The organism is Aquabacterium sp., from assembly GCF_036273115.1.
Lineage (GTDB): Bacteria > Pseudomonadota > Gammaproteobacteria > Burkholderiales > Burkholderiaceae_C > Aquabacterium.
Genome location: NZ_DASUIN010000004.1, coordinates 18,204 through 43,540 on the forward strand (window position 1 = coordinate 18,204; position 25,337 = coordinate 43,540).

Genomic DNA, 25,337 nt, shown 5'->3' on the forward strand with positions numbered 1-25,337 from the left:
TTAGCTCATGCCCTGATGACGCAGCAAGGCGTCGATCTGGGGTTCGCGGCCACGGAAGGCTTTGAAGTTTTCCATCGCAGAGCGGCTGCCTCCTGCTTCCAGAATGGCTTCGCGGTAGCGGCGACCCACATCGGTGTTGAGCACGCCTGACTGACCGTCGGCAGCTTCTTCGAATGCCGCATACGCGTCAGCAGACAGCACCTCTGCCCACTTGTAACTGTAGTAGCCCGCAGCATAACCGCCAGCAAAAATGTGTGAAAAGCTGTGCTGGAATCGGTTGAATGAAGGCGGAATGTTCACCGCCACTTCCTGGCGCACCTCGTCAAGCACGGCTTGGACGCGCTGGTCGTTACCGGGTTCGGCGTGCAAACGCATGTCAAACAGCGAGAACTCGATCTGGCGCAAGGTCATCATGCCGCTTTGGAAGTTCTTGGCGGCGGTCATCTTGTCGAACAGCTCTCGGGGCAAGGAAGCGCCGGTGTCCACGTGGTGGGTGAGCTTTTGCACCACATCCCACTCCCAGCAGAAGTTTTCCATGAACTGGCTGGGCAACTCGACGGCATCCCATTCGACACCACTGATGCCCGAGACACCGATGTCTTCAACCTTGGTCAGCATGTGGTGCAGGCCGTGACCGAATTCGTGGAAGAGGGTGGTGACATCGTCGTGGGTCAGCAGGGCGGGCTTGTCGCCCACGCCCTTGGCATAGTTGCAAACCAGGTGTGCGACCGGGGTTTGGGTTTGCTGGTTGTCCGGGCGCTTCCAGCGGCCACGTACGTCGTCCATCCAGGCTCCGGGGCGCTTGCCTGGGCGGGCATAGGGATCCAGGTAGAACTGGCCGATCAACTCACCGCGCCGTTCAATGCGGAAGAAGCGCACTGACTCGTGCCACACCGGGGCGGTGTCAGGCGAAATGGTCACGTCAAACAGGGTTTCGATCAGGCCAAACAGGCCTTTGAGCACGGTGGGCTCGGTGAAATACTGTTTCACCTCCTGGTCGCTGAAAGCGTAGCGGGCTTCCTTGAGCTTTTCGCTCACGAAAGCCACGTCCCAGGCCTGCAGGTCGGCAATGCCGCACTCGGTGCGCGCGAAATCGCGCAACTCGGCCATGTCCTTTTCAGCAAAGGGGCGGGCGCGTTGGGCCAGGTCGCGCAGGAAGTCCATGACTTGCTTGGGGCTGTCTGCCATCTTGGGCACCAGCGACACATCGGCAAACGTCTCGTAGCCCAACAGCTTGGCTTCCTCCTGGCGCAAAGCCACGATCTGCTGCATCAAGGCAGAGTTGTCGCGCTCGGCTGGGCCGAATTCGCTGGCGCGGGTGCTGTAGGCACGGTACATGGTTTCGCGCAGCCCGCGGTGGGTGGCGTACTGCATGACCGGCAGGTAGCATGGCATGTGCAGGGTCAGCTTGTGGCCGTCCTTGCCTTCGGCTTTGGCTGCAGCGGCCGTGGCGTCTTGCACGTCTTGGGGCACGCCGGCCAGTTCTTCTGTGGTGGCGTAGTGAGCGAACGCGTCGGTGGCGTCCATCACGTGTTCAGAAAACGACTGCGACAGTGCAGCCTGCTGTTCTTGAATCGCCGCGAAGCGCTCCTTGGCCGCGCCTTGCAGTTCTGCCCCGCCCAACACAAAACCGCGCAGGGCATTGTCGAGCGCGCGCTTGCGTGGGGGCGTGAGGCTTTGCCCCTGCTCGGACTGTGCCAGCGCCTTGTATTTGGCGTACAGGCGTTCGTCGGCACCCAGGCAGGTGTAGAACTCGGTCACACGGGGCAGGTTTTCGTTGAACGCCGCGCGCAACTCGGCGGTGTCGGCCACGCTGTTGAGATGCCCCACTGCGCCCCAGGCGCGGCCCAGTTTTTCCGTGGAAACGTCCAGCAGCAAAGACAGGGCATCGTAGTCAGCCGGCACATGAGGGCCGGTGACTTTTTCCAGGGCCTCTTCGGCTTGTTTGAGCAAGACGTCGATGGCTGGGGTGACATGTTCAGGTTTGATCTGATCAAACAGAGGCAAACCGGTGGTGTCAAGCAATGGGTTCTGGCTCATGAGATCTTTCAGCAGCGTGGCAGGCAGTTCAACACTCGGGTCAGCGGGCAGCAGCAGCGCGCTCGGCTGACTCGATGGTGTTGACCAGCAACATGGTAATGGTCATGGGCCCAACCCCGCCTGGAACAGGGGTGATGTAGCCCGCCACTTCCTTGCAGCCATTGAAGTCGACGTCGCCGCAGAGCTTGCCTTCGTCGTCGCGGTTCATGCCCACGTCAATGACCACGGCACCGGGCTTGATCATGTCTGCTGTCAGCACGTTGCGCTTGCCCACGGCGGCGACCACGATGTCGGCCTGGCGGGTCATGGCACCCAGGTCAGCGGTGCCGCTGTGGGTGATGGTGACGGTGGCATTGGCTTGCAGCAGCATCATGGCCATGGGCTTGCCCACGATGTTGGAGCGGCCAATGACCACGGCGTGCTTGCCGCGCAGGTCTTTCATGCCGATGGATTCGAGCATCTTCATGCAGCCGTAGGGGGTGCAGGCCTTGAAGCCGGTTTGGCCCACCATGAGGGCTCCCGCGCTGGCCACGTGGAAGCCGTCCACGTCTTTCTCGGGCGAGATGGCTTCGATGACTTTATGGTCGTCAATGTGCTTGGGCAGGGGCAGTTGCACCAGGATGCCGTGAATGCTGGGGTCGTTGTTCAGGGCTTCGACACGGGCCAGCAGTTCGGCTTCGGTCATGGTGGCATCGTACTTTTCCAGTACGGAATGCATGCCTGCTTCTTCGCAGCCCTTGACCTTGTTGCGCACGTAAACCTGGCTGGCCTGGTTGTCGCCCACCAGCACCACGGCCAGACCGGGCTTGACGCCCTTGGCCGTCAGGGCGGCGGCACGCTGGGCCACTTCACCACGCAGTTGTTTGGACAGGGCGTTGCCGTCAATCAGTTGTGCAGTCATGTTGGTATCTCTTGATGGAAAAAGGCCGCACAGGCGGCCTTTGATTTGTGGAGTGGGTGCAGGCTCAGCTCTTGGCTGGGGCGGCGCCGGGTTGGCCGCTGGCGCCCAGGGCGATCTTGAGCAGATCGGCCACGGTGTTGGCGTTGAGCTTTTCCATGACGTTGGCGCGGTGAGCTTCAACGGTCTTGATGCTGATGCCCAGATCGTCGGCGATCTGCTTGTTCAAGCGACCGGCCACGATGCGTTCCAGCACTTGGGCTTCGCGGGTGGTCAAGCGAGACAGCAGCGCGTCGCGGCTTGCGGCTTCCTGCGATTGCGAGAACGACGAACGGGCCTGTTCCAGCATGCGCTCGACCAGTGCCACCAAGGCGTCTTCCTTGAAGGGCTTCTCGATGAAGTCCATCGCGCCCTTTTTCATGGTGTTCACTGCCATGGGCACGTCGCCGTGACCGGTGATGAACACGATGGGCAGAGGCGACTTGCGCTCCAGCAGTTTGTCTTGCAGTTCGAGACCGCTCATGCCGTCCATGCGGATGTCGGCGATCAGGCAGGCAACTTCGCGTGGGTCGAAACGGGCCAGGAAGGACTCGGCTGATTCAAAGCAGCGGACACGGTAGTCCTTGCCTTCCAGCAGCCACTGCAACGAGTCGCGCACGGCCTCGTCATCATCAACCACGTACACGGTGCCTTTTTTGGGAATCAGACTCATGGGTTATCGGCAAGCAGGTCGTTAGCAGGTGGGGTAACGGTATCGGTGAAATCCGAAGCCGCCCCGCTTTCTACGGGCAGGGTGCAGACAAAGCGGCACCCAACCACGTCAGAGCCATTGTAGATGTTCTCGGCCTTGATCCGGCCGTGATGTGACTCAATGATGGAGCGGCAAAGACTCAGGCCTATCCCTAACCCCTCCGCCTTGGTGGAGTGGAATGCCTCGAACAGGCGGCTCAGCATTTCTTCCTTCATGCCCGGGCCGGTGTCTGAGACGACGAATTCCACCACGCGATCGCCTTCCTCGTTTTTGCGAGTCTGCACCCGCAATTCCACCAGGCGCCGCGACTGCGGCATGTTGGCGGAGTCGATGGCTTCTGCTGCATTTTTGAGCAAATTCAACAAAACCTGCTCGATCAGGATGGGGTCGGCCTGCAGCAGCGGCAGGCGGTTGGCCACCACCGCATTGAGGGTGACGCGGCGGCGGCGCATCTCGAAGCCGGCCAACTCGATCACCGCGTCGGTGATGTCTCGAACCCGTGTGGTCTGGCGCTGAGGTTCGCTGCGCTTCACAAACTGGCGGATACGGTGAATGATCTGGCCCGCACGCTGTGCCTGGCGAGAAGTCTTTTCCAGGGCCTCGATGAGCTGTTCGTTTTCGATGTTGCCCGAACGCACACGGCTGATCATGCCGCTGCAGTAGTTGGAAATGGCCGCCAGCGGCTGGTTCAGTTCGTGCGCCACGGTGGAAGCCATTTCGCCCATGGTGATCAGTCGGCTGGTGAACTGGGCCTTTTCCGCCTGACGGGCGGCCGCTTCTTCAGCCTGCTTGCGGGCGGTGATGTCTGTGGCAATCAGCATCTGGGCCAGGTGGCCGTCGGTCCACTGCACATAGCGGGCGCGAACTTCAAACCACTTTTGCACGTTCTCCATGAACACTTCGCGTGAGTCGCTGCCTGCGTCGGTCAGCTCCTGGCTGGGCAGCCCGCCGAAACCGTCAACCGCTTCATCTTCGCCAAAGATGTTCAAAGGGGCCTCGCCGCCAGTCAACTGGCTGTGGGCGTCGGGGTTGGCGCCGAACCACAGTCGGTAAGTGCGGTTGGCGAACAACAACTCGCCCCGGTGAACGGAGACCACCGACACGGCTGCGTCCACGCCCTCCAGCACCGTGGTGAAGCGTTCGTGGGCGGCGGTCAGCTGGTCGCGCACCCGCTTGGCCTCTGTGATGTTGGTGACCGAAGTCATCCAGCCGGTCTGGTCGCCTTGGGCGTCGATCAGGGGCGACACATACAGACGCGCATCAAACTGGCTGCCGTCGCGTCGTTGCATGACCACTTCCACGCCGCCCATGGGGCTGCGGCCCAGCAGTTCCTGCTGGAACATGCGGTTGAATTCGTCCAGGCGGTCTTTGGGCCAGTAGGGGTAGGGCGGCACGCAGCCAATCAGTTCTTCTTCCGAAAACCCGGTCATGGCGCAAAAAGCCGGGTTCACGTAGGTAATGCGGCCTTCCAGGTCAATGGTTCGCATGCCAGTGAGCATGGAGTTTTCCATGGCTCGGCGGAAATTGGTTTCCTGCACCAGCGTTTTCTGAATCTGCGCGCGGCGGCGCATGTGGCGCAAAGTCCCCATCAGCGTCCACACCGTGAAGGCCGACAAGGCCATCACCATCCAGAACAGGGTGTTGCCGATCAGCTTCGACGAGGTGCGGTAGCCCATGCCCCGCAAGATCAGCCCGTTGCCCACCGGGGTCACCATCACTTCATGGACGAAGGTAGGGCGGGTGTCGCTGTTGCTGCCAATCGTGCTGGTCAGCACCTGGCCACTGATCTGGACCAGGCTCATGGCATGGCGGCTGGCCACATCGCGTGGCACCAGATAGCGCATCAGCGCCTCCAGCGAGTACTCGGCCACCAGGGTGCCATTGAAGCCACTGCGGTCAATCAGGGGAATGTGGAGCAAGATGACCTTGGAGGCCAGCTGATTCGTGTAGGGTTGGGTATAGACCGGCTGACCACGCTCACGCGCCAGCTTGAACGCACTCTTGGGTTCCAGGGCCTGTTGCAATGGGTCGTAGATGTCTTCCCGTGTGTCATTCAGATCCAGCCCTTGCAGCGGTTGCATGGGCAGGTTCAGCGCCAGGTGCGTTGCTTTCACGCTGGCGTCGGCCTGCATCCAGGTCAGGCTGATGATTTCCGGGCGTGCCCGCACGAAGTCGCTGGCCTGATGCATGAACTGCTCAGGGTTGACCTGCCGCAGGCTGATCTCGCGGGCCATGCGCAGCAGCTGCTCCTGGTTTTCGACCAGCCGCAAACGCAGTTGCTGCTGAACCACTTCCGTGTCGCGGCGAACCGACTCCTGCTCCCGTTCCAGCTCTTCGTTGCGCAGGTACCAGAACGCGGCAATGATGGCGGCCAGAAACAGCAGCACCGATACCAGGGGCCCCAGGGTGGCGTAGCGGTCTTGTTGGCTGGGCGATTGCTTGCGCCACCAACGCCAGAAAAGCCGACTTGCGGGGGGCTGTACCGGCGTAGCAACAGTGGTGGAAGTATTGGTTGAAGCAGAGAACGGCATGGCGTGATTATCGGTGTGCCGACGCCCGAAAGAGATGCCGCGGAATTGGTGGGCAAATTGCCTTTTATCGTTTTGTTCAAATTTTCCCACTCACAGTCGTTGTCGCTCATACTGAAGGAGGCCGTCAGTGCCCAACCTTGGAGGCTTGCTTATGTCAGCGAATGATCCTGTGTCGTCGATGGATCTGGATCCCCAGGAGACCCGTGAGTGGCTCGACGCCCTCAGCGGGGTCATTGAAACCGAGGGCCGAGCCCGAGCGCACGACCTGCTTGAACATTTGCTCGACCACGCGCGTCAGTCGGGCATCGACATGCCGTTTTCGGCCACCACCGCCTATGTGAACACCATCGCGGTTGAAGACGAGGCCCATTGCCCGGGCAATCTGGAAATCGAAGAGCGACTGCGCAGTTACATGCGTTGGAACGCCATGGCCATGGTGGTGCGCGCCAACCGCCACAACCCGGCAGACGGTGGTGACCTGGGCGGACACATTTCCTCCTTTGCGTCGCTGGCCACCATGCTGGGGTGCGGCTTCAACCACTTCTGGCATGGTGATCACGAAGGTCACGGTGGCGATTTGCTCTACGTACAGGGCCATTCCGCTCCTGGCATCTATGCGCGAGCCTTCATGGAAGGGCGCATCACCGAAGAGCAGCTCGAGAACTTCCGCCAGGAGGTGGGTGGCAAGGGGCTTTCCAGTTACCCGCATCCCAAGCTCATGCCTGAGTTCTGGCAGTTCCCCACCGTTTCCATGGGGCTGGGGCCACTGATGGCCATTTACCAGGCCCGCTTCCTGAAATACCTGCACGCCCGAGGCATTGCCGACACGTCCAAGCGCAAGGTCTGGGTGTTCTGTGGCGACGGCGAAATGGATGAGCCCGAGTCCCTCGGCGCCATCGGCTTGGCGGCACGCGAAAAGCTCGACAACCTCATCTTCGTGGTCAACTGCAACTTGCAGCGCCTGGATGGTCCGGTGCGTGGCAACGGCAAGATCGTGCAAGAACTCGAGGGTGAATTCCGCGGAGCCGGCTGGAACGTGATCAAGCTGTTGTGGGGCTCGTATTGGGACCCATTGCTTGCGCGCGACAAAGACGGCATCTTGCGCAAGATCATGATGGAAATGGTCGACGGCGACTACCAGGCCTGCAAGGCCAACGACGGTGCCTTTGTTCGCAAGAACTTCTTTGGACGCGACCCTCGCACCCTGGAAATGGTGGCTCGTTTGTCTGACGACGACATCTGGCGTCTGAACCGCGGTGGCCATGACCCACAAAAGGTGTACGCCGCCTATCACGCCGCGGTGAACCACACCGGGCAGCCCACCGTGTTGCTGATCAAGACCGTCAAAGGTTTTGGCATGGGCAAGAGTGGCGAGGGCAAAAACACCGCGCACCAGACCAAGAAGCTCACCGACGAAGACATCAAGGCCTTCCGCGATCGCTTCAACATCCCGGTGCCCGACGAAGACATCGCCAAGCTGCCCTTCATCAAGCCGGCCGACAACACGCCCGAGATGAAATACCTGCACGAGCGGCGTCAAGCACTGGGCGGGTACCTGCCCAAGCGGCGCGTCAAGGCCGACGAGACCCTGCCCGTGCCGGATCTGTCTGCATTCCAGTCGGTGCTGGAACCTACGGCCGAGGGCCGCGAGATTTCTACCACGCAGGCGTTTGTGCGCTGTCTGACCCCATTGCTGCGTGACGCCAACCTGGGCCCACGCATCGTGCCCATTCTGGTTGACGAGGCTCGCACCTTCGGCATGGAAGGCCTGTTCCGCCAGATCGGCATTTACGCGCCAGAAGGTCAGAAGTACACCCCGGTGGACCGCGATCAGGTCATGTACTACCGCGAGGACAAGGCGGGGCAGATTCTGCAAGAGGGCATCAACGAAGCTGGGGGCATGAGTTCCTGGATTGCCGCGGCCACGTCGTATTCGACGAACAACCGCGTGATGATTCCTTTCTACGTGTACTACTCGATGTTCGGCCTGCAGCGGGTGGGCGACCTGGCCTGGGCGGCCGGCGACATGCAAGCGCGTGGCTTCCTGCTGGGCGGCACCTCGGGGCGCACCACCCTCAACGGGGAAGGGTTGCAGCACGAAGACGGCCACAGCCAGTTGATTGCCAGCACCATTCCGAACTGCATGAGCTACGACCCCAGCTTTGCACATGAAGTGGCCGTGATCATTCAAGATGGCCTCAAGCGCATGGTCGAGAAGCAGGAAAACGTTTTCTACTACCTCACGCTGCTCAACGAGAACTACGCCCAGCCCGGTTTGCGCCAAGGCACCGAGGCCGAGATCATCAAGGGCATGTATCTGCTGCAAGAGGGCCCGGTGAAAACCCCTCGGGTGAATTTGCTGGGTTCGGGCTCCATCTTGCGCGAATCGATGGCGGCACGTGAATTGCTCGATCAAGACTGGGGCGTGGCAGCCAACGTCTGGAGTTGCCCCAGCTTCAACCAGTTGGCGCGCGACGGCCAAGACTGCGAGCGCTGGAACCTGCTGCATCCCACCGAAACGCCGCGTGTGCCGTTCGTGACTCAGCAACTGCAGGGGCATCCAGGCCCTGTGGTGGCCTCGACCGATTACGTCAAGGCCTTGCCAGAGCAAATTCGTGCCTACATTCCCAAAGGCCGAAGCTACAAGGTGCTCGGTACCGACGGTTTCGGTCGCAGCGATTTCCGCTACCGTCTGCGCGAGCACTTCGAAATTGACCGCCACTACATTGTGGTGGCAGCGCTCAAGGCGCTCGCCGAGGAAGGCTCTGTGCCGGCGACCGTGGTGGCCCAGGCCATTGAGCGCTATGGCATCCAGGCCGACAAGATCAATCCGCTTTACGCCTGAGGTCCGCTCCTATGGCACGCATTGAATTGACCGTTCCGGACATCGGTGATGTCCACGACGCCGCTGTGATCGAACTCCTGGTGCAACCTGGGGCCACCATCAAGGCAGAGCAAAGCTTGATCACCATCGAGTCTGACAAGGCCTCGATGGAGGTGCCGTCCTCGCACGCAGGCGTCTTGACTGAGTTGCGCCTGAAGTTGGGAGACAAGGTCAGCCAGGGCACCGTCATTGGTGTGCTGGAAACCGCCGCCGATGCCGCCACGCCGGCACCGGTCGCCGCCGCCCAACCTGCGCCCACAGCCCAGGCTGCCCCTGCCGTGGCGGCAGCACCGTCGGTCTCTGCCTCTGTGGCGGTGGCTGCGGAAGCCGTTGTCTCGCCCCTGCCGTCCAGGGTGGCCCCCACCGCGTCTTTGGGGCCTGCCGAGTCTGCTGCACCCGGCGCAGTGCCCCATGCCTCGCCGTCGGTTCGCAAGTTTGCACGTGAACTGGGTGTGTCGCTGAGCAAGGTGGCCGGCAGCGGCCCCAAGGGGCGCATCACCCATGAAGACGTTCAGGCCTATGTCAAAGCCGCGCTCAGCCGTCCTGATGTGGCGGTTGCGTCTGGCGCCAGTGCTGGCGGTACCGGTGCTGGTTTCGATCTGCTGCCCTGGCCGCAAGTCGACTTTGCGAAGTTCGGTCCCATCGAACGACAACCGCTGTCGCGCATCAAAAAAATCAGCGGCTCCAACCTGCATCGCAACTGGGTGCGTATTCCCCATGTCACCAACTGCGATGAGGCCGACATCACCGAGCTGGAAGCCTTTCGCCTCAAGCTCAATGAGGAACACGCCAAGGCGGGTGTCAAGTTCACCCTGTTGGCCTTCCTGATCAAGGCTTGTGCTGTGGCGCTCAAGCGTTTCCCGCAGTTCAATGCCTCCCTCGATGGCGATGATCTGGTGTTGAAGCAATACGTGCACATTGGCTTTGCGGCAGACACGCCCAATGGCTTGGTGGTGCCCGTCATACGAGATGCCGACAAGAAATCGCTGACGGACCTGGCTTCGGAAACGGCCGCCTTGGCGGCCAAGGCTCGCGACGGCAAGCTGTCTCCGGCGGAAATGCAAGGCGGTACCTTTTCGATATCGTCTTTGGGCGGCTTTGGTGGCACCACCTTCACCCCGATCATCAATGCGCCTGAAGTCGCCATTCTGGGTGTGTGCCGCGCGGCCATGAAACCGGTTTGGAATGGCTCTGCGTTTGAGCCACGGTTGACTCTGCCGTTGAGCCTGAGTTACGACCATCGCGTCATTGACGGCGCCGCCGCGGCCCGCTTCAATGCCTTCCTCGGTTCACTTCTGGCGGACTTCCGCCGCGCACTGGTGTAAACATGGCACCGATCGACATTCGTGTACCCGACATTGGCGACATCAAAGATGCCGCCGTCATCGAAATTCTGGTTAAGCCAGGGCAGAGCGTGGCCGCCGAGCAAAGCCTGCTCACGCTGGAATCAGACAAGGCCTCCATGGAGGTACCGTGCCCGCAAGCCGGGGTGGTGTCTGACATCAAGGTGAAGTTGGGTGATCGGGTCTCGACCGGTTCGCTGATCCTGACCTTGACCGTGGACGAGGCCTCGGTGCCTGCCTCGCCGGCCTCTGGCTCTGCGGCAACGGCCAGCGCAGCCCCGGCACCTGCGGCTGCTGTGCCAGAGCTTGCGGTTCAGGCCGCGACCACGACCATGAGCACGACGGCCAGTTCTGCTCCAGTGCCTGAGCAAACAGACTGCGATCTGTTGGTGCTGGGCGGTGGGCCTGGCGGCTACAGCGCAGCGTTTCGCGCGGCCGATCTGGGGCTGAAAGTCATCCTCGTGGAGCGGTATGCCGAGCTGGGTGGCGTGTGCTTGAACGTCGGTTGCATCCCTTCGAAAGCCTTGCTGCACGTGGCTGCCGTGATGGACGAGGTTCGCCACTTCGACAAGTTGGGCATCACCTTTTCGGCACCGCAACTCGATCTGGACAAGCTTCGAGCGCACAAATCCGGCGTCACATCCAAGTTGACCACGGGCCTGGCAGGCATGGCCAAGGCGCGCAAGGTGCAGATCGTGCGGGGCTATGGCAGCCTGATCGACGCGCATCACCTCGAGGTTGAACTCACCACGGGTGCCTCACAGGACAAGACCGGAAGCAAGCAAACGGTCAGTTTCAAACGCTGCATCATCGCAGCCGGATCGCAGGCCGTGCGTTTGCCCTTCCTGCCAGACGATGCACGGGTGGTTGACTCTACAGGCGCTTTGGCTTTACCGTTCGTGCCCAAGCGCATGCTGGTCATCGGTGGCGGCATCATCGGCTTGGAAATGGCCACGGTTTACTCCACCCTGGGGGCCAGGGTGGATGTGGTTGAAATGAGTGGTACCTTGATTCCCGGGGCTGACCGCGATCTGGTTCAGGTCTGGCAGAAGTTCAATGCCCATCGATTTGATCGCATCTTGCTCAATACCCGCACGGTGGGCGCCCACGCCAAGCCCGATGGCATCGAAGTGAGCTTTGACCCCGTCGATCCCGGCCAGGCGAAGCCTGATGCCCAAACCTATGACCTCGTCTTGCAAGCAGTCGGGCGCACCCCCAATGGCCGCAAGGTGGGGGCGGACAAGGCCGGTGTGCCGGTGAATGAGCGGGGCTTCATCACCGTAGACCGCCAGCAGCGCACGTCGGTGGGCAGCATCTTTGCCATTGGCGACATCGTGGGCCAACCCATGTTGGCCCACAAGGCCGTGCACGAAGGGCATGTGGCCGCCGAGGTGATCGCCGGCGAACTGCTCGGCGACGAAGCGTTGGCCCGCACCGAATTCGACGCCCGAGTTATTCCTGGTGTGGCCTACACCGATCCTGAAATTGCCTGGGTGGGCTTGACCGAAGAGCAGGCCAAGGCGCAAGGCGTGGCCATCAAGAAGGGCTTGTTTCCTTGGGGGGCATCTGGTCGGGCCTTGGCTAACGGCCGCTCGGAGGGTTTCACCAAGCTCTTGTTTGATGCCCAAACCCATCGCATTGTGGGGGGCGGCATCGTTGGCACGGGCGCGGGTGACCTGATCAGCGAAGTGGCCCTGGCCATTGAAATGGGCGCCGACGAAATTGACATCGGCAAAACCATTCACCCCCATCCCACGTTGGGTGAAAGTGTGGGCTTGGCGGCTGAAGCAGCGCACGGCAGCTGCACTGACCTGATGCCAGTGAGGAAGCGTTGAGGTCAACGAAGCGACGAAGCACTCAACGTTTCAGGCTCAATTTGCAGCGTACCAGCGATGAGCCGAACTCGCGCAGCGGCTTGGCCTTGAGCAGGCCAATGCCCCGAATGGGTACCGTGTCGAGCCATTCAATCTGAAAAGGGCTTTCCGCTACCAGGCGCTCGAACTCGGCGATTGTCAGCTGGTTCAGGCCACCCGCCACGTTCTTGAAACAGGTGGCACCATCGGCTTTGAAGTCGGCTCGCCATCTGATCAAGGCCGTTTCGGAAAAAATCAAGTGCGCCCATGGGAACACCGAAAAGAGATGGCCTCCTTTGGGATGCAGCCAAGTCGGGCCAAATGCCGCCAGCACATAGCCGTCGGGCTTTAACAGCCCCGCCATGATGCGCAAAATGGCGCCAGGGTCCTCGAAGTGCTCGAACGCGTCCTTGCTGATCAGGATGTCGGCGCGCTCGCTGGCGCAGGTCGTGAAATGGCATCGGTCGCTCACGCCGGCGCGATCAGCCTTATCCCGGCAGATTTCAAGCAAACGCTCCTGAATGTCCAGCCCAATGACTTTGCCAGCGCCGTTTGCAGCCATTTCCACGGCAGGTCCGCCTCGGCCACACCCGAAGTCGATGACAGTCTTGCCAGCGATCTGATCGAACAAATCCGCACCGAAGTACTGCTTCAACTTGGTGTCAGCCTCGCTGGGATCGGGCGCATTCGCATCGTGTGCGTCGCGCGGTGCAATCCGGCGCAGCAGTCGGTATCCCAGTTCACCCCCAATCAACGCCATGGCTTCACTACCTTGCCCTTGATGGCGTTGGCGCGTGCCGTGCAAACGATATGGCCCGTAGCCTGATCGGGTTTGAGTAATTCACGCACCGTGGCTTGAAGCGTGTTGATCTCGCTTGGGCTCATGGCCGCCAGTTGGGCCTTGACACTAGGCCCTCCTTGAATGATTTCCCAGTACTCGTCGAAACTGGCGAAGCGCCGCTCAACCGTGAAAGTGGCGGTCTCAACGGCAGTCAACCCGGCTTGTTGCCACAACTGGGTCAGTACCTCCAGGTTAGAGGCCTCCGGGCTGGGCGGCATGGGCACAGTAAAACCCATTTTGCGAATGGTCGACTGCAGCGGGGCATAAGGGAAGCCGCCCCCCTCCATGTCCCAGGCGTAGGCACAAACGGTGCCGTCATGGCTCACCACGCGAACCATTTCTGCTACCCCCTTGGCCGGATCCGGTACAAAAAAGATCACCAAGGGCATCACCGCCACGTCGAACCCATTGTCGGGGCAGGGCAGTGCCATGGCGTCGCCCTGCATCCATTGGGCACCCGCCAGGTCGGGTCTTTGGCGCGCGTAGGCCAGTTGTGGCTCTGAAGGGTCTACGCCGGCCATCAGCGTTGGCCCGCAATCACGGGCCACCATGGCGGTGAACGCCCCATTGCCACACCCCACATCCAGCCACCGCAGCCCTTGCGCGGGCGCCAGCCACTGCAGAAAGGCTTGCCCTACTTTCTGGCTCCAGATGCCCATGAAACGTTCATAGGCGGCGCCATCGTTGAAGCGGATCGGTTCATTGCTGCTCATGGCTGAAGCCCTTGGGTTGATCGAATCCTGCCGCACATCGAGGGCATAGGCAAGATCGATCGATCATATCGGGAGGAACGCGAGCCAGTGCGCCCGGAGAAACGCGCGTGTGGTTGCACCAGCAATCCACATCAAGCCGCCCCGTTTGCGCTGCCATGCATTCATTGGCCCCCCCGCACAGCGGGCAGATGTGGTTGGGAAGAGCTTGCATATGACGTAGGAGTGCCCTGATGCTGAAATGGTGCAATACCGAGAAAGGATAAAACACGGCTTAGCGTTGCGGGGCACGCATATTGGTAGTCGTGGTCAGATTGAATGGAAAGAAGCTCAACTGCGGGGCTTGCAGCGCATTGCGAGAAGGTGCCCGGTGCGCCGTATCGATCTGCCTCGCCTTGCACAATCAAATAGGGTGTGACGATGTTGCGCAAGGGGCTTGTGCGGTAGGGCTCGGCATCTCTTTCGGGGTGCTTGAACGGATAGCCGAAGCAAACCGTTTTCTGAATGCGCGTTTGTGCTTGTACCAACGCTGCAGTAATGCCGCCTGCCGAGTGGGCCACCAGAAAGACCTGTCGCAGGGCATGTTTGTTGATGAAGTCACTCAAGCATTTCGCAGCCGCTGCGTGCACCGCCTCGGGCGATTGCTCCACCAATTGTTCTGCTGCACCATACCGTAGTCTGAGCCAACATTGCACGGCGCGCCGGCTCCACGCTCCGATCCGGGGGTGAGCCAACACCAGCGCATGCAACCACGCGTCGCAGATTCGATAGTACGCAGCTTCCTTCAGCCGAGCATGCCGTTGCCAGCGGTGCTCGTACCAGCAAACGGCCACACCGCAGTCAACCAGGTGATCAATCAAGGCGTCGATCATGGCCGAGCGCCGTCTGAAGTCATTCCGCCCCAGAACAAACACGGTCGGCGCACTTGGCTCACGCCAATTCACTGAATGTATGAACGCCTCGCCGGCACGCATCACGCGCAGATCACGGTGCATGATCGATCTCGAATCCTTTACTTCTGTGTACAGCTTTCAAAGCCGAAGTTCCCACCTTTGAAATCAGGTTCGTAGTAGAACTTTCTGAAGCTCCACTTGCCCTGCTTGTTTTTCTTGAACGAAGCAATACCGGTACCGTAGTCTTTGGTGCTGGCGTCGGTATGGGCGAAGTAGATCGCCGCGTGGGTGCCTTCGCTTGCCGCGTGTCCAGGGTAAGAGCCATAGCCTGGAACGTTCAGCTTGAAGGCATAGGCGCCATACTTGCCCGTGCTTTGTGAGGGAATCAGCTCAAGGATGGCTGTGGCCGAATAGCCACCTTCATGTGAATCGTCTCCCTTGCAAACGTATTCCCCAGACAGATCCGGCCCGTGGAAAGGCTCTCTGGCATGTGACGTGCCAAGGCAAGCCAGAAGGAAAATAAACGTGAAATGCTTTCTCAAGGTATGACCTTTCTATCCATGAAAGCCCGCGATCAAGACAGATGTCGCGGGCCCATTGGCAATGTACGTTCCATGACGATATTGCACCGCGCATAAACAGGCTGCTGGCCTCGAGCAGTGACCCTGAAGTCGAACTGCTCGTACAGAGAAATAGCGGGTGCCAAAACGGTGTTCGACAGCAAATATAGCGATTTGGCGCCCTGAAGCGTTGCTTGTGCAATCGCGTGCTCTATCAACGCTCGGCCATAACCTTTACCACGCACGGCAGGGTCCACCGCCATGCGTGCCAGTTGAAACCGCTCATCAGACTCTTTAAAGAGCGCGCACACCCCAACGACTGGCCCCTCGTGGCTGAGACTGAAAACAAAACCACCGTTGTCGATGATCTTGCCCGGATCGGCAGCGAGGTCCCGGTCCGCTTGCTCGATCGAGAAGTGCTCGGCTATCCACAACTCGTTCAGGCGCACGAACTCCGCAAGGTGACCTCGGTTGTTGGTTTCGATCTGCATCTGGGGCTCTCAAAAGACTCGGCGTCGAGATGAGAACTGTATCGTGAGGCAGAGGTTCGCAAATGGGCAGTTCAAAACAACCTTCCAGCGATCCCCTTACGCATCTTGGAAGCAGCGCGACCGGCGCCAGAAGTCAAAGGTTGCAAAGCAGTTGGCGCATCAATTTAATGCGCTGCTTCATGCCTGATTTGGAATGAGCAAGATCAGGTCTGTCGCACCCACATTGATGCCTAGCTGTGAGAACAGCGTTGTCGCCTGGCCTCGGTGATGAGTCTGGTGATTGAAGAAGTGCAATAGAACTTCGCCGAGAAGTTTCTTGCTTTTGATGCCTTTGGTCGAGGTGTACTCAAACGGTGCATCCAACTGCTCTTGAGACAGTTCCTTGCTCAAATTCACGATGACCTCATCAAGTGATGCACGCAGATTGGTCAGCGTGGCAAAGTCCGTGCAAAGCTGTTGATCCAGATCCGTCGGCGCCTTCAATTCGTGCAATGGCGCCAGAGACGAAAGGTTGGGGAAGCAGTTTGCAACTCGCTTAAGCCACAGGATGTCTCCAACCGCGATGTGATTCAGCGTACCAAGGATTGAGCCAAAGAAGGCGCCTCTGTTTTGAGTCAGTTGCTCATCGGACAGAACGGAGGCTGCGTTGTAGAGCTTGCGATTCATCCATTGGTTGTAAGACGCCAGATGAGTGAAGTAAGAAGTACAAGTCATAGCCGCAATGGATGAGAGCCAACTGCCCAGTGGCAGAGCATACCGAATCCAATGACTGTGGCTGCTAAGAATCAGCCGCAGCAGACTTCGAGCAAGAAAACAAGCGTAGGCGCCCACACCAAAAAGGCCAGGCCCAAAACCAGATAGTTCCCAGTTCGTGGATCGAAGTCAGTCATGACCTTGCGCCAGGATTTGCGCATGACAAGCAGGCCCATGCCCATGTCAAACAGTGCCATGAATGTTGCAAGCAACAAGCCCAATGCCAAGTGCTGAGCAGGCCCCTGCAGACCGATGGCTGGAACGAAGACATAACAAATCATGAACGCCAGGATCGATCCGGTCAGCGCGCTGAGCTTGATTGCACGGTCTTTGCCAATGCGCGGAACCACCAGCACCGTACGAGCAATGCCATGCAGTGTTTCAGCGCAGGCGAGCAGCACGCATAAGGAGGCAACTCGAATCAATGTTTCAGTCGTCATACGCACGCGTCTTTGAATCGAATGCCTCGCCTATGCGGGTGTCTGGACCAGTCCGGGACTATTTCTTTAAGTCAAAGGTGTAAAAGTCAATGTATTGAACCCCGCCCACACCGGAGTTAACCAGTATTTTGACTTTTTCTGTGGATCCCTTTTTTGTGAAGGCCGAGAATTCGGTTTCATCAGAATCCACACTCCATGCAGTATCAGCTTTCAATGAGCTGTATTTGTCTATTGCAGCTTGACTCCCTCTTGGGAGTGTTTCTATGGATTGAATCAGTATTTGCTTTTCTGCCGGGTACTTCACAAATGTGAGGTTGATGTATCTGTTGTCGGTGACGAAGTTGACCATCAAAGTCTTGTTCGGTGATTTCCCAACCTTTGTCGAGTCCAGGCTTTCGTTGTTGTAGAGGTTGTATTGCCAGTTTTTGGAGTTGAGGTGGCTCTTCAGAAACGCTTCATAGATTCTGAATGCATCATCTTCCGAAATCTCTAGTTTTGTCTTGACATTGTCAGTGACCTTCTTGTCATCTCCAGACAACGTGCCATAGCCGCCAAGAGCCCAGGCATTCATGCTTAGGGCTGAAAAAATAACCAATAAGAATCGCTTCATTTTCACTCCTCGACAAGAAATTGGCAAAGCCTTTAGGGGCAGCCGTCAGCATATTTTGAAGGCGAATGTTTCGAACAGGATGGAACTAAGTCACTGTTTCAAGAGCAGAGCGCACGACTCAGCAAATGTCAGTTTGCTTGATGTGTTACGCGACGCCGTGGTTGGCGGCTGACCGCACAGATACTGGATCGCCTCCACGGTTTGGTGTGCTGTTGGTGCTCTGGCTCCTTCGTCCCTTTGTTCGCCCATGGCGATGAGACTGAAGGTCGAAGCCATCTCTAGGTAGCGGGTGGCCTTGTCTGGGTTCCCCTCTCTTAACTGCTTTAGTGCCTCAGCCTGAATGGGCAGATATGTTTCAGAAAATTCGACCTGCCATTTTTGAAACGGCTTGGCTAAATACATCAGCGACACGCCCACCCCAATTGCCGCGGCAATGATGGCGACGATCAAGTAACTGGCCAGTAGTGCAACTTTATTTTTCATTTGCTTGTAAGCGCTTGTTGGGGGTAATCAGCACGCTTGGTCCTGATTTTCATCAACTAATAGTGTGGGGTGCTGCGTTACTCGTAATGCGCATGTGCTTTGCAAACCAGGCCGGCATCATTGAATGTGAAGACTTCTGCTACACGCTTGCCTGTTGCGCCATAGTAATGAATGACCACGCTGTTCATGCCCAGCAACGTACAGATGTGAGTGAACTTGAGATTGGGGAACAGCTTTAGCGCTTTTGCCCAGTATTCGCCAACAGCTTGCTTTCCCTTGAGTACGCCATCAGGGTTGCCTGTTACTTGGGTGATGACGGGCGATGACATTTCGAAGTCGTCACTGTAGTGAGACAGAATGCTTTCAAGGTCATGGGCGTTCCACCCTGTGATCCATTCAGTCGCAAATTGCTCAGCAGATTCTCTGTCCATAGCATCTCACTAGTGGGTTTGTGTAACGCTTCAATTAGCCTGTGCCGCAGGGCGTAGCACCGATGGCACCGCTACGGGCCATGACAATACCGAGGCTATGTTCATAGTGACTCAAAGTTCGGGTTGAAAACGACTTCCCAGATATGCCCTTCTGTATCTTCAAAGTAGCCTGCATAGCCGCCATAGAAGGTGGATTGCGCGGGCTTGATGATCGTTCCACCTGCGAGTTGCACCTTTGCCAGGATGTCATCTACCTCTCGCGTAGATGAAACGTTATGGCCCAAAGTCAGCCCCGTGGGGGCTTTGTCAGAACGAGGCAGACCGGTGTCGTGGGCGATGCTTGATCGCGGCCAAAGCGCGAGCTTCAGGTTTGACTGAAGTTCAAAGAACGCCACAGCACCGTACTCAAACTCAGCACCAATAATGCCATTGGTATGGAAGCCAAGGCCATCGCGATAAAACGCAACTGCGCGTTCAAGGTCATCGACGCCAAGGGTGATAACTGTGATTGATGGCTTCATTTGAGCGAGCAGGATGCGCAGCGACGGGGCGTCTGCATTGAACCTTCTCTTAATTGGAAAGGTTCGCCATGGTCAGGATGAACCAGAATGCGCCTGACGTAATAAATGATGAAGCTACTGCGACGATGAAGGCGTGAATGAGCGTCAATCCTAGGGCTAGCTTGAAGCCCAGTATGTAGGCGCCTTGCTGGAGCAGTATTAGCGGTATCGCAGCTGCACGAGCCGAGGCCGGGTTCATGAAGATCTCCCTCGGGCCACCAATCAGAAAACTAAAAATTGTGAAGAAGGCAATGATTGAGAAAAAGAAGGAATAGATGATTGCCTTGAATGAATCTGACAGCGTTACGTTAACTCTTGAGAGTGTTGTCGTCGTTGCTTGAACGACCAGTGCACAAAGCAATAAGCTGCCGCAAACAATGGCGGTAACCTTGATCGGCGCGATTAAGAAAAGAACCAGAAAACTCAGACCGACCAGCACCGTTCCCATTCCCATACCTTCTATTTGATCGCCCAGACTCACTTCGGACGGGCGGTGGGGAATGGTAGCAATTTGAGGCTGTGGTCGTGATCCCCACTTCAGAGGGACCAGAGTCTATCGCCCTGGCTTGTGTTCGCGTCCGTGTTGACCCCTCAGCTAGGCTCGGGATCGTAGTGAAAGCCGATTCCATGTGAACGCCGGTGTCGTCCTCCCATGGTTCTCGATATGCAGATCAGCCCTATTTCGAGGGGTGTGCGAACAGCAAGGGGGCAGCATTGACGTGCTGCCCCCTTGGCGGGTTAGATCATTCCAAGGAGGGATCACCGTGAACTGGCGGCGTATGGGGTGATTGCTCCGTTGGCAACGCATGCGCTTTACGCTGTGCCTTCTCTACCTTCTTCTGCTTTTTCTGCTGCTCGCGCTGGCGCTTCTCGAACTGGTAATTGGGCTTTGCCATAGTGCTTGCTTTCTAGATGATGTTTGCTCACCTTAACACCATAGTGTGCGAAGAGCCTAACGCCTTGGTTAACCGGCAGCGTGCGGGCGAGGGCGTTGAGAACGCGTCAAACCCATATTTTGACTATTCAGGCAGATGGCAGACCGCTTCAATGTTGTTGCCTTCGGGATCTATGACAAACGCGCCGTAGTAGTTGGCATGGTAGTCCGGGCGTAGGCCCGGCGCTCCATTGTCTTTTCCACCAGCGGCAATGGCAGCCTGATGGAAGGCATCTACTTGCGCACGATTTTTTGCTCGCCATGCAAGGTGACAACCGGATGTTGCGGTTGGGCCGCCATATGGGGATGGCCCATCAATGAACCACACATCGGCTTTCTTTCCGTCTGGCTCAGATGCATCTGGGTAGGCAAGACCAAGTATGTTTGAGCCATAGTTGCCTTCAAAGCAGACGGTGTAGCCTAGCGGCGCCAAGGCTGCGCTGTAAAACGCTTTGGCCCTAGAAATGTCCGTTACGCGGAATGTCATGTGGTCAAGCATGCGGGGCTCCTGAAGTTGTTTGTGTGTGCAAGATGGCACCCAGTAACTGTATGCGTATACAGTTCTTCTTTGCAAGAGGCCTAACGCCCCGGTTAACCGGGGCCGTAGCGCGTAGCGCGGAGGGTACCGCCGCAGGCCATGAGAATGCCAAAGGCTAGAGCATGTTGGCGTCCGCGTTTTGGCCCCAGTTAAGCTGGGGCGCGCAGGCAGTATATTTGTCCGAAATCCAAAATTGACACCGGATAACTGCGGGAAGGATGTCGCATGAGTTTTATATCGTCACCTTGCTTCCGCGGTTTTCGGTTCGGCAAGCTGAGCGCAGCTGCTGAAACACCAACAGCGTAATACCCAGCAGCATCAGTCCAGTTGTCGTTGGTTCAGGCACAGCATTTGTGTAGCCTCGAATTTGCAAGCCAAACCCAGACTCGTTGTTCTCGTGCCATTCTGCGTTGCTTAGATACGCGTATTTTGAAAGTCGATTAGGAATCGTAGATCCGGCCAATCCGTCACCACCAACCAAGGTCGAGAAGTTTCCCCCGGATGGCGATATAAAGGCCGCCCAATACTGCCCGCCGGCCAATTCAAGCGATAAGTCAGTAGCGCCAAACCAACTGGATTTGGTGGGTGCACTCAATGCAATGGTTTGAGAAAATATTTCTACCCCGGGTAGCCCGTTGTTATCCGAATAAATACTTAAGACAAGTCCAGTTCCTGAGCTGTATGTGGGCGAGCCCATCCAAGCGGTGACACTGGTAAGTACTTCGTCATGAGCTAAAGAAAATTCTCCAGCAATGCCGCTTCCTGGTTTAAATAAAAGGCCACTCATGCACCCTAGAGGGCATGGCGCTCCGGTGTCGACAATCAAGTCATTCGCATGCGCAGTGAGCGAGAGGATTGAGGAAAGTGCGGTCGCGACAATTCTCTTTGTATACATGATGGTTCCCCCCTTTTTTGTTTAGTTGATGGTAACTGAGCCTAACGCTTTGGTTAACCAGCGCCGGAGCACAAAGTGCGGAGGGTGCCAACATGAGTCATGGCCTATGTCGGAGTCCGCGTTGCACCGCCCAGATAGGCTGGGGCGGGCAGGCATGGTGGTCGTGGTTCATCAAACGCTTCTTTATTCAAGCCAGAGCGTGATGCGGTTTGATAAGTTCGAGCACATGAAGCTCTGCGTCGAGTGGTTGGCCCACGCCAGCTTCGGTGGGATATGGATGTGTTGCACCAGTTAGGCGATAGCCTCGACGTTCATAGTAGGCCAAGAGTTCGGGCCTGGATGACAGCACCGACATTTTGAACCCATGTGCACCATAGCGAGAAATCGCTAAGTCTTCCGCCGCCGCGAGGAGTTTCTTGCCAAGGCCTTTGTTCTGCAGGGATGGCATGGTGGCTAGCATGCCGATGTAGCAATAGGGCTCTGCCCGTTCAATGTGAACGCAGCCAACAAGACTGTTGCCTTCGCAGGCTACCAACAAGGAACCGTTTTTACTCATCAAGCTGGCGACTTGCTTAGCGTTGATGCGATGACCAGAAACAAGTTCTGATTCATGCGTCCATCCTCTTTCGCTCGGTTCGGGACGATACGCCTTGTTGACTAAATTAGCGATCTGCTCTGCATCGCTTTGAGTTGCTTCTCTAAGCATCGCGTTGATCGTGTATTGAAGAGAGCCTAACGCCCAGGTTGCCGGTGCCGGAAGCAGAAAGCTGGAGGGTACCAGCATGGGCCTATTGGTTATTGCTTAGGCGCTTTTCCAAAAGGAAGATCTGGGCGAATGGCCTCAATCATTTCTCTGGAAATTGAGCCTTGGATCGAGCATCCTATTCTTGTTTGACCAGGGGTGCGCTCATAGGGCTCTATGAGCAGCACGCGCTCTACGGTTCCGGGCTTGGGCTCACCGCTTTCTGTCTCAACCTTTTGCCAACCCAGTTCACTCTTTGAGTTATCCCATAGTTCTGAGCGCACAAAAGCAGGACCATCTGCAACGATTCGTTGGTTGTCCCACATCAGTGGTCGCAATGTACGCATGACCTCGTCTGGCTTTGCATTGAGAACAAAACCCCAAGCGACAAAGCGTCCACCAGCATTCATGGACCACAGTTCATCAAAGTACGCTACAGCTTCGAAGGAGCTGATCTTGACTGACGGGGTGAGCTTGCTTGTGCTTTCTTCGTTGGCAAAGCGGTTTGGCACTTTGAAGTGCGCGTAATTCCCGCTGATCTCGTACTGTAAGACGCCTGCCATTAGTAGTGATTTGTTCTTGAGCGTACGGAAAAACGTCGCATCACAGCGGGACAGATCCGCCAAAATCGCGTCTTCAGGCGGCGACTCCGCCGCCACACTAGCAATGCAGAAAATGGTCAGTAATGTCGAGAGTATTTGCTGCTTCATTTTTTTACGGTTGCTTGCTTAAGCTTTTCCCTCTGGCGGTTCTGAGATCTGAGCCTGATGCCCTGGTTAACCGACGCCGGAAGCCAAGGCTGGAGGGCTCCGTCATAGGCCATCAAAATGCCGAAGGCATGGCCTATGTTGGTGTCCGCGTCGCACGCATAGTTAGGCCGGGGCGCAGTGGAGGCGGCGGGAATCACCTGAGCCTGACCGAATTTGTGGATGGATCAGGGGCCTTGGCATAGCGCCTGCCTTCCGTTTGTTGTTCGCACCAGTTTAACCAAGGCGTTTGAACTGTTGCAGCACCTGAATAGGTGAGCTGACCACCAGGCGAATTGAGCCTAGCTTGCACACGCCTATGCGAACCACGGTGAACTTGAGGGCGGGGCCTTGAGATATGCCCGATCATTCGAGCGGCCATAGAAAAGAGGGATGGCCTGCGGTGATGTCCACGCGCGATGTACCCCGATAGATAAACCATCTCAGGCGTGCCGCAGATCAGATTACCGCGAGTGACAGCGCCTGACGAAATGAAAATTGTCCCATTGCGGCACCTCATGCGAAGTACAACTCAATGGCGCTAAATCACAGGGTGATTGTTGGCAATTTGGGATGATGCTTGGCGGCCGGCCAGCAACCTTGACAGGAATCTGAGGCGACGTTTACCGAGTACCCCTGAAGACCGCGCTTCTGGCTCGCAAGACGATGGCCAAGCCGAACAAGACCAGCAATGGTGTGGTGGGTTCTGGAACCGATGGGATGGGCACCAACAACGGCGAACCGGGATCCTGCGGGAATGTGAACCAAGGCAAAAAAGCAAGGGATGTATTGGAGCAGTCAACACAGTCTTGTCTGGGCACCAGTGGAATGTCACCTCGATAAATGTCCAATCCATAAGGCGTACCGCCCGTGCTGGCGACCACATTTGGCATCAGGGCGGTCATCACAAAATGATCGTCGATGTAAGCCAGCGAAAAGATCGGATTGCCATTTTCGTCGTTCTGATAGTTGGCGGCGGGTCCGTTTTGTACCAACGAAAATTCAGGCCCACACAAGACAAAACCAAATCCGCACTCCTGTCGCAGTGTGAGGCTGCTGGCATGGGCATGGGATCCAAGCAGCGCGGCCCATGCGATGGCCAAGCGCCAGATCAATGGAAAGAAATTCATTCGATTCGCTCCAGTTAAGGCACTTACCTATGCGAGTCAATCTGTGGTTTGAGACACGGCTGAGGACTTCAATTCTTCATGAAGCCTCGATGGTTGCACCTTGACTGCGTGGTGAATAGACCTGCAATTTAGGGATTGCACAGGGTGGACACTACCTGATCAGACTTAACCGTGTACTGGCCGAAAAGCTGGGTGACTCTCTTTCGGATGATCTGCTGATGCTGGCTCGGCCAGTCAGGCATGAGCTCACTGCGGCGCCGGTATCTGCACTGCTTGGAACTGGGACAGCATTCGTACTTCAACACCATCTGCCGTCGCAAGCTTTCCTACCGCAGCGAGTGCCTCATCAACCTTGTCGAAGAGTCGTCCAGTTGGCTTGAGTGGCCTATCGAGCGATACGGTGAAATCATCCCAGTGAACCGGGACAACGATCTTTGCCCCTGTCGTCTGAACCACCTCCCGCCAATAGTCTCTGATGAAGGCATCCGACTGTTTGCCCAGCAGACCTACGCCCAGGAAAACAACGTCGGCACGCATGCCGGCGTACATGCCCGGCCTGTAGTTCGCGCTTGCATGGACCAAAACGCGGCCTTTCGGGTGTTCAATGAGGTACGAAAAATTGCCGCCTTCTTTGTACTTGCCGATTCCTGATGGCGTATCCAGCGGCGAAGTAATTTCGCCCGGAAAGACTGGGTTCGCAGAGTGCGGCGATGAAATGACATGGACTTTGAATTGGCCAAGCTCGATGGTCTCGCCCCCCAATACAGTCTTGGTCCGGCTAGCCGGCAGACCGCTGCCGAGTGCGATGTTCGCGACGGACCTGGTGCCGATCACGATGGCACCGGTCTTCATTGCCACAACGCCGACATCCATTGCATGGTCATGATGCGAGTGGGCCACCAGCAACGCGTCGAGTGAGGTGATTTTCCCTGCGGCCAACGCTTTGTTGATTCGACTTTCGTTGGGCGAAACACCCAGCACAAGGTGAAAGAAGTCAGGACGGGAGAAGAAGCCGTCGGTCATCACCGTGTGCTTTCCGTCAGACACTGAAACCGTCGAGACGCCGCGCATGAGGATTCCTAGTAGTTGATGGGTACAACGATGCAGGACTCACTCAACGCCCGAGCCTGACACCCTAGAAGGGTAGAGACCGTGAGCAACGATTTGTGTCGGTGTACCTACAAACTTGGATAACTCTGCCGATCAATATTCCCCTGCAAACCCAGGGTTTGAGGTTTACCCTCTCCGGTCAAACGAGTGTTGGCGTCGGCTTGACCGCA

Annotated in this window: 27 protein-coding genes; 3 read left to right on the top strand and 24 right to left on the bottom strand. The window is 57.6% G+C overall.

Features of this window, described 5'->3' with window-relative positions:
* The 4 genes from VFW72_RS03120 to VFW72_RS03135 form a co-directional block, all read right to left on the bottom strand.
* Positions 1–2,040 carry a M3 family metallopeptidase gene (locus VFW72_RS03120; protein WP_329672810.1) on the bottom strand — a complete coding sequence of 680 codons (2,040 nt, stop codon included), beginning with the start codon at positions 2,038–2,040 and terminating at the stop codon, positions 1–3.
* 40 nt (positions 2,041–2,080) lie between these two features.
* Positions 2,081–2,941 carry a bifunctional methylenetetrahydrofolate dehydrogenase/methenyltetrahydrofolate cyclohydrolase FolD gene (folD, locus tag VFW72_RS03125; protein WP_329672811.1) on the bottom strand — a complete coding sequence of 287 codons (861 nt, stop codon included), beginning with the start codon at positions 2,939–2,941 and terminating at the stop codon, positions 2,081–2,083.
* A gap of 64 nt (positions 2,942–3,005) precedes the next feature.
* A complete protein-coding gene (locus VFW72_RS03130) occupies positions 3,006–3,650 on the bottom strand; it encodes a response regulator transcription factor (protein WP_329672812.1) in 645 nt (214 codons plus the stop codon).
* Positions 3,647–6,220 carry a PAS domain S-box protein gene (locus tag VFW72_RS03135; RefSeq protein WP_329672813.1) on the bottom strand — a complete coding sequence of 858 codons (2,574 nt, stop codon included), beginning with the start codon at positions 6,218–6,220 and terminating at the stop codon, positions 3,647–3,649. The genes VFW72_RS03130 and VFW72_RS03135 overlap by 4 nt, the downstream gene beginning before the upstream one ends.
* 151 nt (positions 6,221–6,371) lie before the next feature.
* Here VFW72_RS03135 and aceE point away from each other — a divergent pair, with 151 nt between their 5' ends.
* The 3 genes from aceE to lpdA are packed head-to-tail and all read left to right on the top strand — an operon-like array spanning position 6,372 to position 12,282.
* Entirely contained in the window at positions 6,372–9,065 is a 2,694-nt protein-coding gene (aceE, locus tag VFW72_RS03140) for a pyruvate dehydrogenase (acetyl-transferring), homodimeric type (RefSeq protein ID WP_329672814.1), read from the top strand.
* An 11-nt stretch (positions 9,066–9,076) separates the two neighbouring features.
* Complete coding sequence (gene aceF / locus VFW72_RS03145; protein WP_329672815.1) at positions 9,077–10,429, top strand: dihydrolipoyllysine-residue acetyltransferase; 1,353 nt, start codon at positions 9,077–9,079, stop codon at positions 10,427–10,429.
* A gap of 2 nt (positions 10,430–10,431) precedes the next feature.
* Positions 10,432–12,282: a dihydrolipoyl dehydrogenase gene (gene lpdA, locus VFW72_RS03150; RefSeq protein WP_329672816.1), complete on the top strand. Its 1,851-nt coding sequence runs from the start codon at positions 10,432–10,434 to the stop codon at positions 12,280–12,282.
* A gap of 22 nt (positions 12,283–12,304) precedes the next feature.
* Here the strand turns inward: lpdA and VFW72_RS03155 are convergent, their stop codons facing one another.
* The 20 genes from VFW72_RS03155 to VFW72_RS03250 all read right to left on the bottom strand — a co-directional run bounded on the left by VFW72_RS03155 (position 12,305) and on the right by VFW72_RS03250 (position 25,128).
* Complete coding sequence (locus tag VFW72_RS03155) at positions 12,305–13,060, bottom strand: class I SAM-dependent methyltransferase (RefSeq protein WP_329672817.1); 756 nt, start codon at positions 13,058–13,060, stop codon at positions 12,305–12,307.
* Positions 13,051–13,854 (bottom strand): class I SAM-dependent methyltransferase, encoded by an 804-nt coding sequence (locus VFW72_RS03160; protein WP_329672818.1) that lies wholly within the window; start codon positions 13,852–13,854, stop codon positions 13,051–13,053. The genes VFW72_RS03155 and VFW72_RS03160 overlap by 10 nt, the downstream gene beginning before the upstream one ends.
* Positions 13,841–14,065: a cysteine-rich CWC family protein gene (locus VFW72_RS03165; protein ID WP_329672819.1), complete on the bottom strand. Its 225-nt coding sequence runs from the start codon at positions 14,063–14,065 to the stop codon at positions 13,841–13,843. Before VFW72_RS03165 ends, VFW72_RS03160 begins: the two co-directional genes overlap by 14 nt.
* A complete protein-coding gene (locus VFW72_RS03170; protein ID WP_329672820.1) occupies positions 14,016–14,846 on the bottom strand; it encodes an alpha/beta family hydrolase in 831 nt (276 codons plus the stop codon). The genes VFW72_RS03165 and VFW72_RS03170 overlap by 50 nt, the downstream gene beginning before the upstream one ends.
* 17 nt (positions 14,847–14,863) lie before the next feature.
* Positions 14,864–15,286 carry a hypothetical protein gene (locus tag VFW72_RS03175; protein WP_329672821.1) on the bottom strand — a complete coding sequence of 141 codons (423 nt, stop codon included), beginning with the start codon at positions 15,284–15,286 and terminating at the stop codon, positions 14,864–14,866.
* Positions 15,287–15,318: 32 nt separating this feature from the next.
* Entirely contained in the window at positions 15,319–15,795 is a 477-nt protein-coding gene (locus VFW72_RS03180) for a GNAT family N-acetyltransferase (RefSeq protein WP_329672822.1), read from the bottom strand.
* Positions 15,796–15,972: 177 nt separating this feature from the next.
* Positions 15,973–16,509, bottom strand: coding sequence for a DinB family protein (locus VFW72_RS03185; RefSeq protein ID WP_329672823.1), 537 nt, complete (start codon positions 16,507–16,509; stop codon positions 15,973–15,975).
* A gap of 71 nt (positions 16,510–16,580) precedes the next feature.
* Positions 16,581–16,988: a hypothetical protein gene (locus tag VFW72_RS03190; RefSeq protein ID WP_329672824.1), complete on the bottom strand. Its 408-nt coding sequence runs from the start codon at positions 16,986–16,988 to the stop codon at positions 16,581–16,583.
* A gap of 58 nt (positions 16,989–17,046) precedes the next feature.
* The gene (locus VFW72_RS03195; RefSeq protein WP_329672825.1) at positions 17,047–17,598 is read right to left on the bottom strand and encodes a hypothetical protein; all 552 of its coding nucleotides are present in this window, start codon (positions 17,596–17,598) and stop codon (positions 17,047–17,049) included.
* Between the two features lie 90 nt (positions 17,599–17,688).
* Positions 17,689–18,081, bottom strand: a complete 393-nt coding sequence (locus tag VFW72_RS03200) for a hypothetical protein (RefSeq protein ID WP_329672826.1) — start codon at positions 18,079–18,081, stop codon at positions 17,689–17,691.
* A gap of 77 nt (positions 18,082–18,158) precedes the next feature.
* Positions 18,159–18,512, bottom strand: coding sequence for a nuclear transport factor 2 family protein (locus tag VFW72_RS03205; protein ID WP_329672827.1), 354 nt, complete (start codon positions 18,510–18,512; stop codon positions 18,159–18,161).
* A 101-nt stretch (positions 18,513–18,613) separates the two neighbouring features.
* On the bottom strand, positions 18,614–19,033 hold the full coding sequence (locus VFW72_RS03210; protein WP_329672828.1) for a VOC family protein: 420 nt from the start codon (positions 19,031–19,033) through the stop codon (positions 18,614–18,616).
* A 49-nt stretch (positions 19,034–19,082) separates the two neighbouring features.
* Complete coding sequence (locus VFW72_RS03215; protein WP_329672829.1) at positions 19,083–19,520, bottom strand: hypothetical protein; 438 nt, start codon at positions 19,518–19,520, stop codon at positions 19,083–19,085.
* 295 nt (positions 19,521–19,815) lie between these two features.
* Positions 19,816–19,968, bottom strand: a complete 153-nt coding sequence (locus VFW72_RS03220) for a hypothetical protein (protein ID WP_329672830.1) — start codon at positions 19,966–19,968, stop codon at positions 19,816–19,818.
* Positions 19,969–20,091: 123 nt separating this feature from the next.
* Entirely contained in the window at positions 20,092–20,505 is a 414-nt protein-coding gene (locus tag VFW72_RS03225; RefSeq protein WP_329672831.1) for a VOC family protein, read from the bottom strand.
* A 271-nt stretch (positions 20,506–20,776) separates the two neighbouring features.
* Positions 20,777–21,439 carry a PEP-CTERM sorting domain-containing protein gene (locus tag VFW72_RS03230; protein ID WP_329672832.1) on the bottom strand — a complete coding sequence of 221 codons (663 nt, stop codon included), beginning with the start codon at positions 21,437–21,439 and terminating at the stop codon, positions 20,777–20,779.
* A 187-nt stretch (positions 21,440–21,626) separates the two neighbouring features.
* Positions 21,627–22,223 carry a GNAT family N-acetyltransferase gene (locus VFW72_RS03235; RefSeq protein WP_329672833.1) on the bottom strand — a complete coding sequence of 199 codons (597 nt, stop codon included), beginning with the start codon at positions 22,221–22,223 and terminating at the stop codon, positions 21,627–21,629.
* 11 nt (positions 22,224–22,234) lie between these two features.
* On the bottom strand, positions 22,235–22,891 hold the full coding sequence (locus VFW72_RS03240) for a hypothetical protein (protein ID WP_329672834.1): 657 nt from the start codon (positions 22,889–22,891) through the stop codon (positions 22,235–22,237).
* A gap of 659 nt (positions 22,892–23,550) precedes the next feature.
* Positions 23,551–24,057: a hypothetical protein gene (locus tag VFW72_RS03245; RefSeq protein WP_329672835.1), complete on the bottom strand. Its 507-nt coding sequence runs from the start codon at positions 24,055–24,057 to the stop codon at positions 23,551–23,553.
* Between the two features lie 246 nt (positions 24,058–24,303).
* Entirely contained in the window at positions 24,304–25,128 is an 825-nt protein-coding gene (locus tag VFW72_RS03250) for an MBL fold metallo-hydrolase (protein ID WP_329672836.1), read from the bottom strand.
* Positions 25,129–25,337: the final 209 nt, after the last annotated feature.

Bases quoted from the DNA above. Each gene is read 5' to 3' on its own strand.
- VFW72_RS03120 (WP_329672810.1), bottom strand. From the start codon at position 2,040: ATGAGCCAGAACCCATTGCTTGACACCACCGGTTTGCCTCTGTTTGAT.
- folD (WP_329672811.1), bottom strand. From the start codon at position 2,941: ATGACTGCACAACTGATTGACGGCAACGCCCTGTCCAAACAACTGCGT.
- VFW72_RS03130 (WP_329672812.1), bottom strand. From the start codon at position 3,650: ATGAGTCTGATTCCCAAAAAAGGCACCGTGTACGTGGTTGATGATGAC.
- VFW72_RS03135 (WP_329672813.1), bottom strand. From the start codon at position 6,220: ATGCCGTTCTCTGCTTCAACCAATACTTCCACCACTGTTGCTACGCCG.
- aceE (WP_329672814.1), top strand. From the start codon at position 6,372: ATGTCAGCGAATGATCCTGTGTCGTCGATGGATCTGGATCCCCAGGAG.
- aceF (WP_329672815.1), top strand. From the start codon at position 9,077: ATGGCACGCATTGAATTGACCGTTCCGGACATCGGTGATGTCCACGAC.
- lpdA (WP_329672816.1), top strand. From the start codon at position 10,432: ATGGCACCGATCGACATTCGTGTACCCGACATTGGCGACATCAAAGAT.
- VFW72_RS03155 (WP_329672817.1), bottom strand. From the start codon at position 13,060: ATGGCGTTGATTGGGGGTGAACTGGGATACCGACTGCTGCGCCGGATT.
- VFW72_RS03160 (WP_329672818.1), bottom strand. From the start codon at position 13,854: ATGAGCAGCAATGAACCGATCCGCTTCAACGATGGCGCCGCCTATGAA.
- VFW72_RS03165 (WP_329672819.1), bottom strand. From the start codon at position 14,065: ATGCAAGCTCTTCCCAACCACATCTGCCCGCTGTGCGGGGGGGCCAAT.
- VFW72_RS03170 (WP_329672820.1), bottom strand. From the start codon at position 14,846: ATGCACCGTGATCTGCGCGTGATGCGTGCCGGCGAGGCGTTCATACAT.
- VFW72_RS03180 (WP_329672822.1), bottom strand. From the start codon at position 15,795: ATGCAGATCGAAACCAACAACCGAGGTCACCTTGCGGAGTTCGTGCGC.
- VFW72_RS03185 (WP_329672823.1), bottom strand. From the start codon at position 16,509: ATGACTTGTACTTCTTACTTCACTCATCTGGCGTCTTACAACCAATGG.
- VFW72_RS03190 (WP_329672824.1), bottom strand. From the start codon at position 16,988: ATGACGACTGAAACATTGATTCGAGTTGCCTCCTTATGCGTGCTGCTC.
- VFW72_RS03195 (WP_329672825.1), bottom strand. From the start codon at position 17,598: ATGAAGCGATTCTTATTGGTTATTTTTTCAGCCCTAAGCATGAATGCC.
- VFW72_RS03200 (WP_329672826.1), bottom strand. From the start codon at position 18,081: ATGAAAAATAAAGTTGCACTACTGGCCAGTTACTTGATCGTCGCCATC.
- VFW72_RS03205 (WP_329672827.1), bottom strand. From the start codon at position 18,512: ATGGACAGAGAATCTGCTGAGCAATTTGCGACTGAATGGATCACAGGG.
- VFW72_RS03210 (WP_329672828.1), bottom strand. From the start codon at position 19,033: ATGAAGCCATCAATCACAGTTATCACCCTTGGCGTCGATGACCTTGAA.
- VFW72_RS03215 (WP_329672829.1), bottom strand. From the start codon at position 19,520: ATGGGAACGGTGCTGGTCGGTCTGAGTTTTCTGGTTCTTTTCTTAATC.
- VFW72_RS03220 (WP_329672830.1), bottom strand. From the start codon at position 19,968: ATGGCAAAGCCCAATTACCAGTTCGAGAAGCGCCAGCGCGAGCAGCAG.
- VFW72_RS03225 (WP_329672831.1), bottom strand. From the start codon at position 20,505: ATGCTTGACCACATGACATTCCGCGTAACGGACATTTCTAGGGCCAAA.
- VFW72_RS03230 (WP_329672832.1), bottom strand. From the start codon at position 21,439: ATGTATACAAAGAGAATTGTCGCGACCGCACTTTCCTCAATCCTCTCG.
- VFW72_RS03235 (WP_329672833.1), bottom strand. From the start codon at position 22,223: ATGCTGGTACCCTCCAGCTTTCTGCTTCCGGCACCGGCAACCTGGGCG.
- VFW72_RS03240 (WP_329672834.1), bottom strand. From the start codon at position 22,891: ATGAAGCAGCAAATACTCTCGACATTACTGACCATTTTCTGCATTGCT.
- VFW72_RS03245 (WP_329672835.1), bottom strand. From the start codon at position 24,057: ATGAATTTCTTTCCATTGATCTGGCGCTTGGCCATCGCATGGGCCGCG.
- VFW72_RS03250 (WP_329672836.1), bottom strand. From the start codon at position 25,128: ATGCGCGGCGTCTCGACGGTTTCAGTGTCTGACGGAAAGCACACGGTG.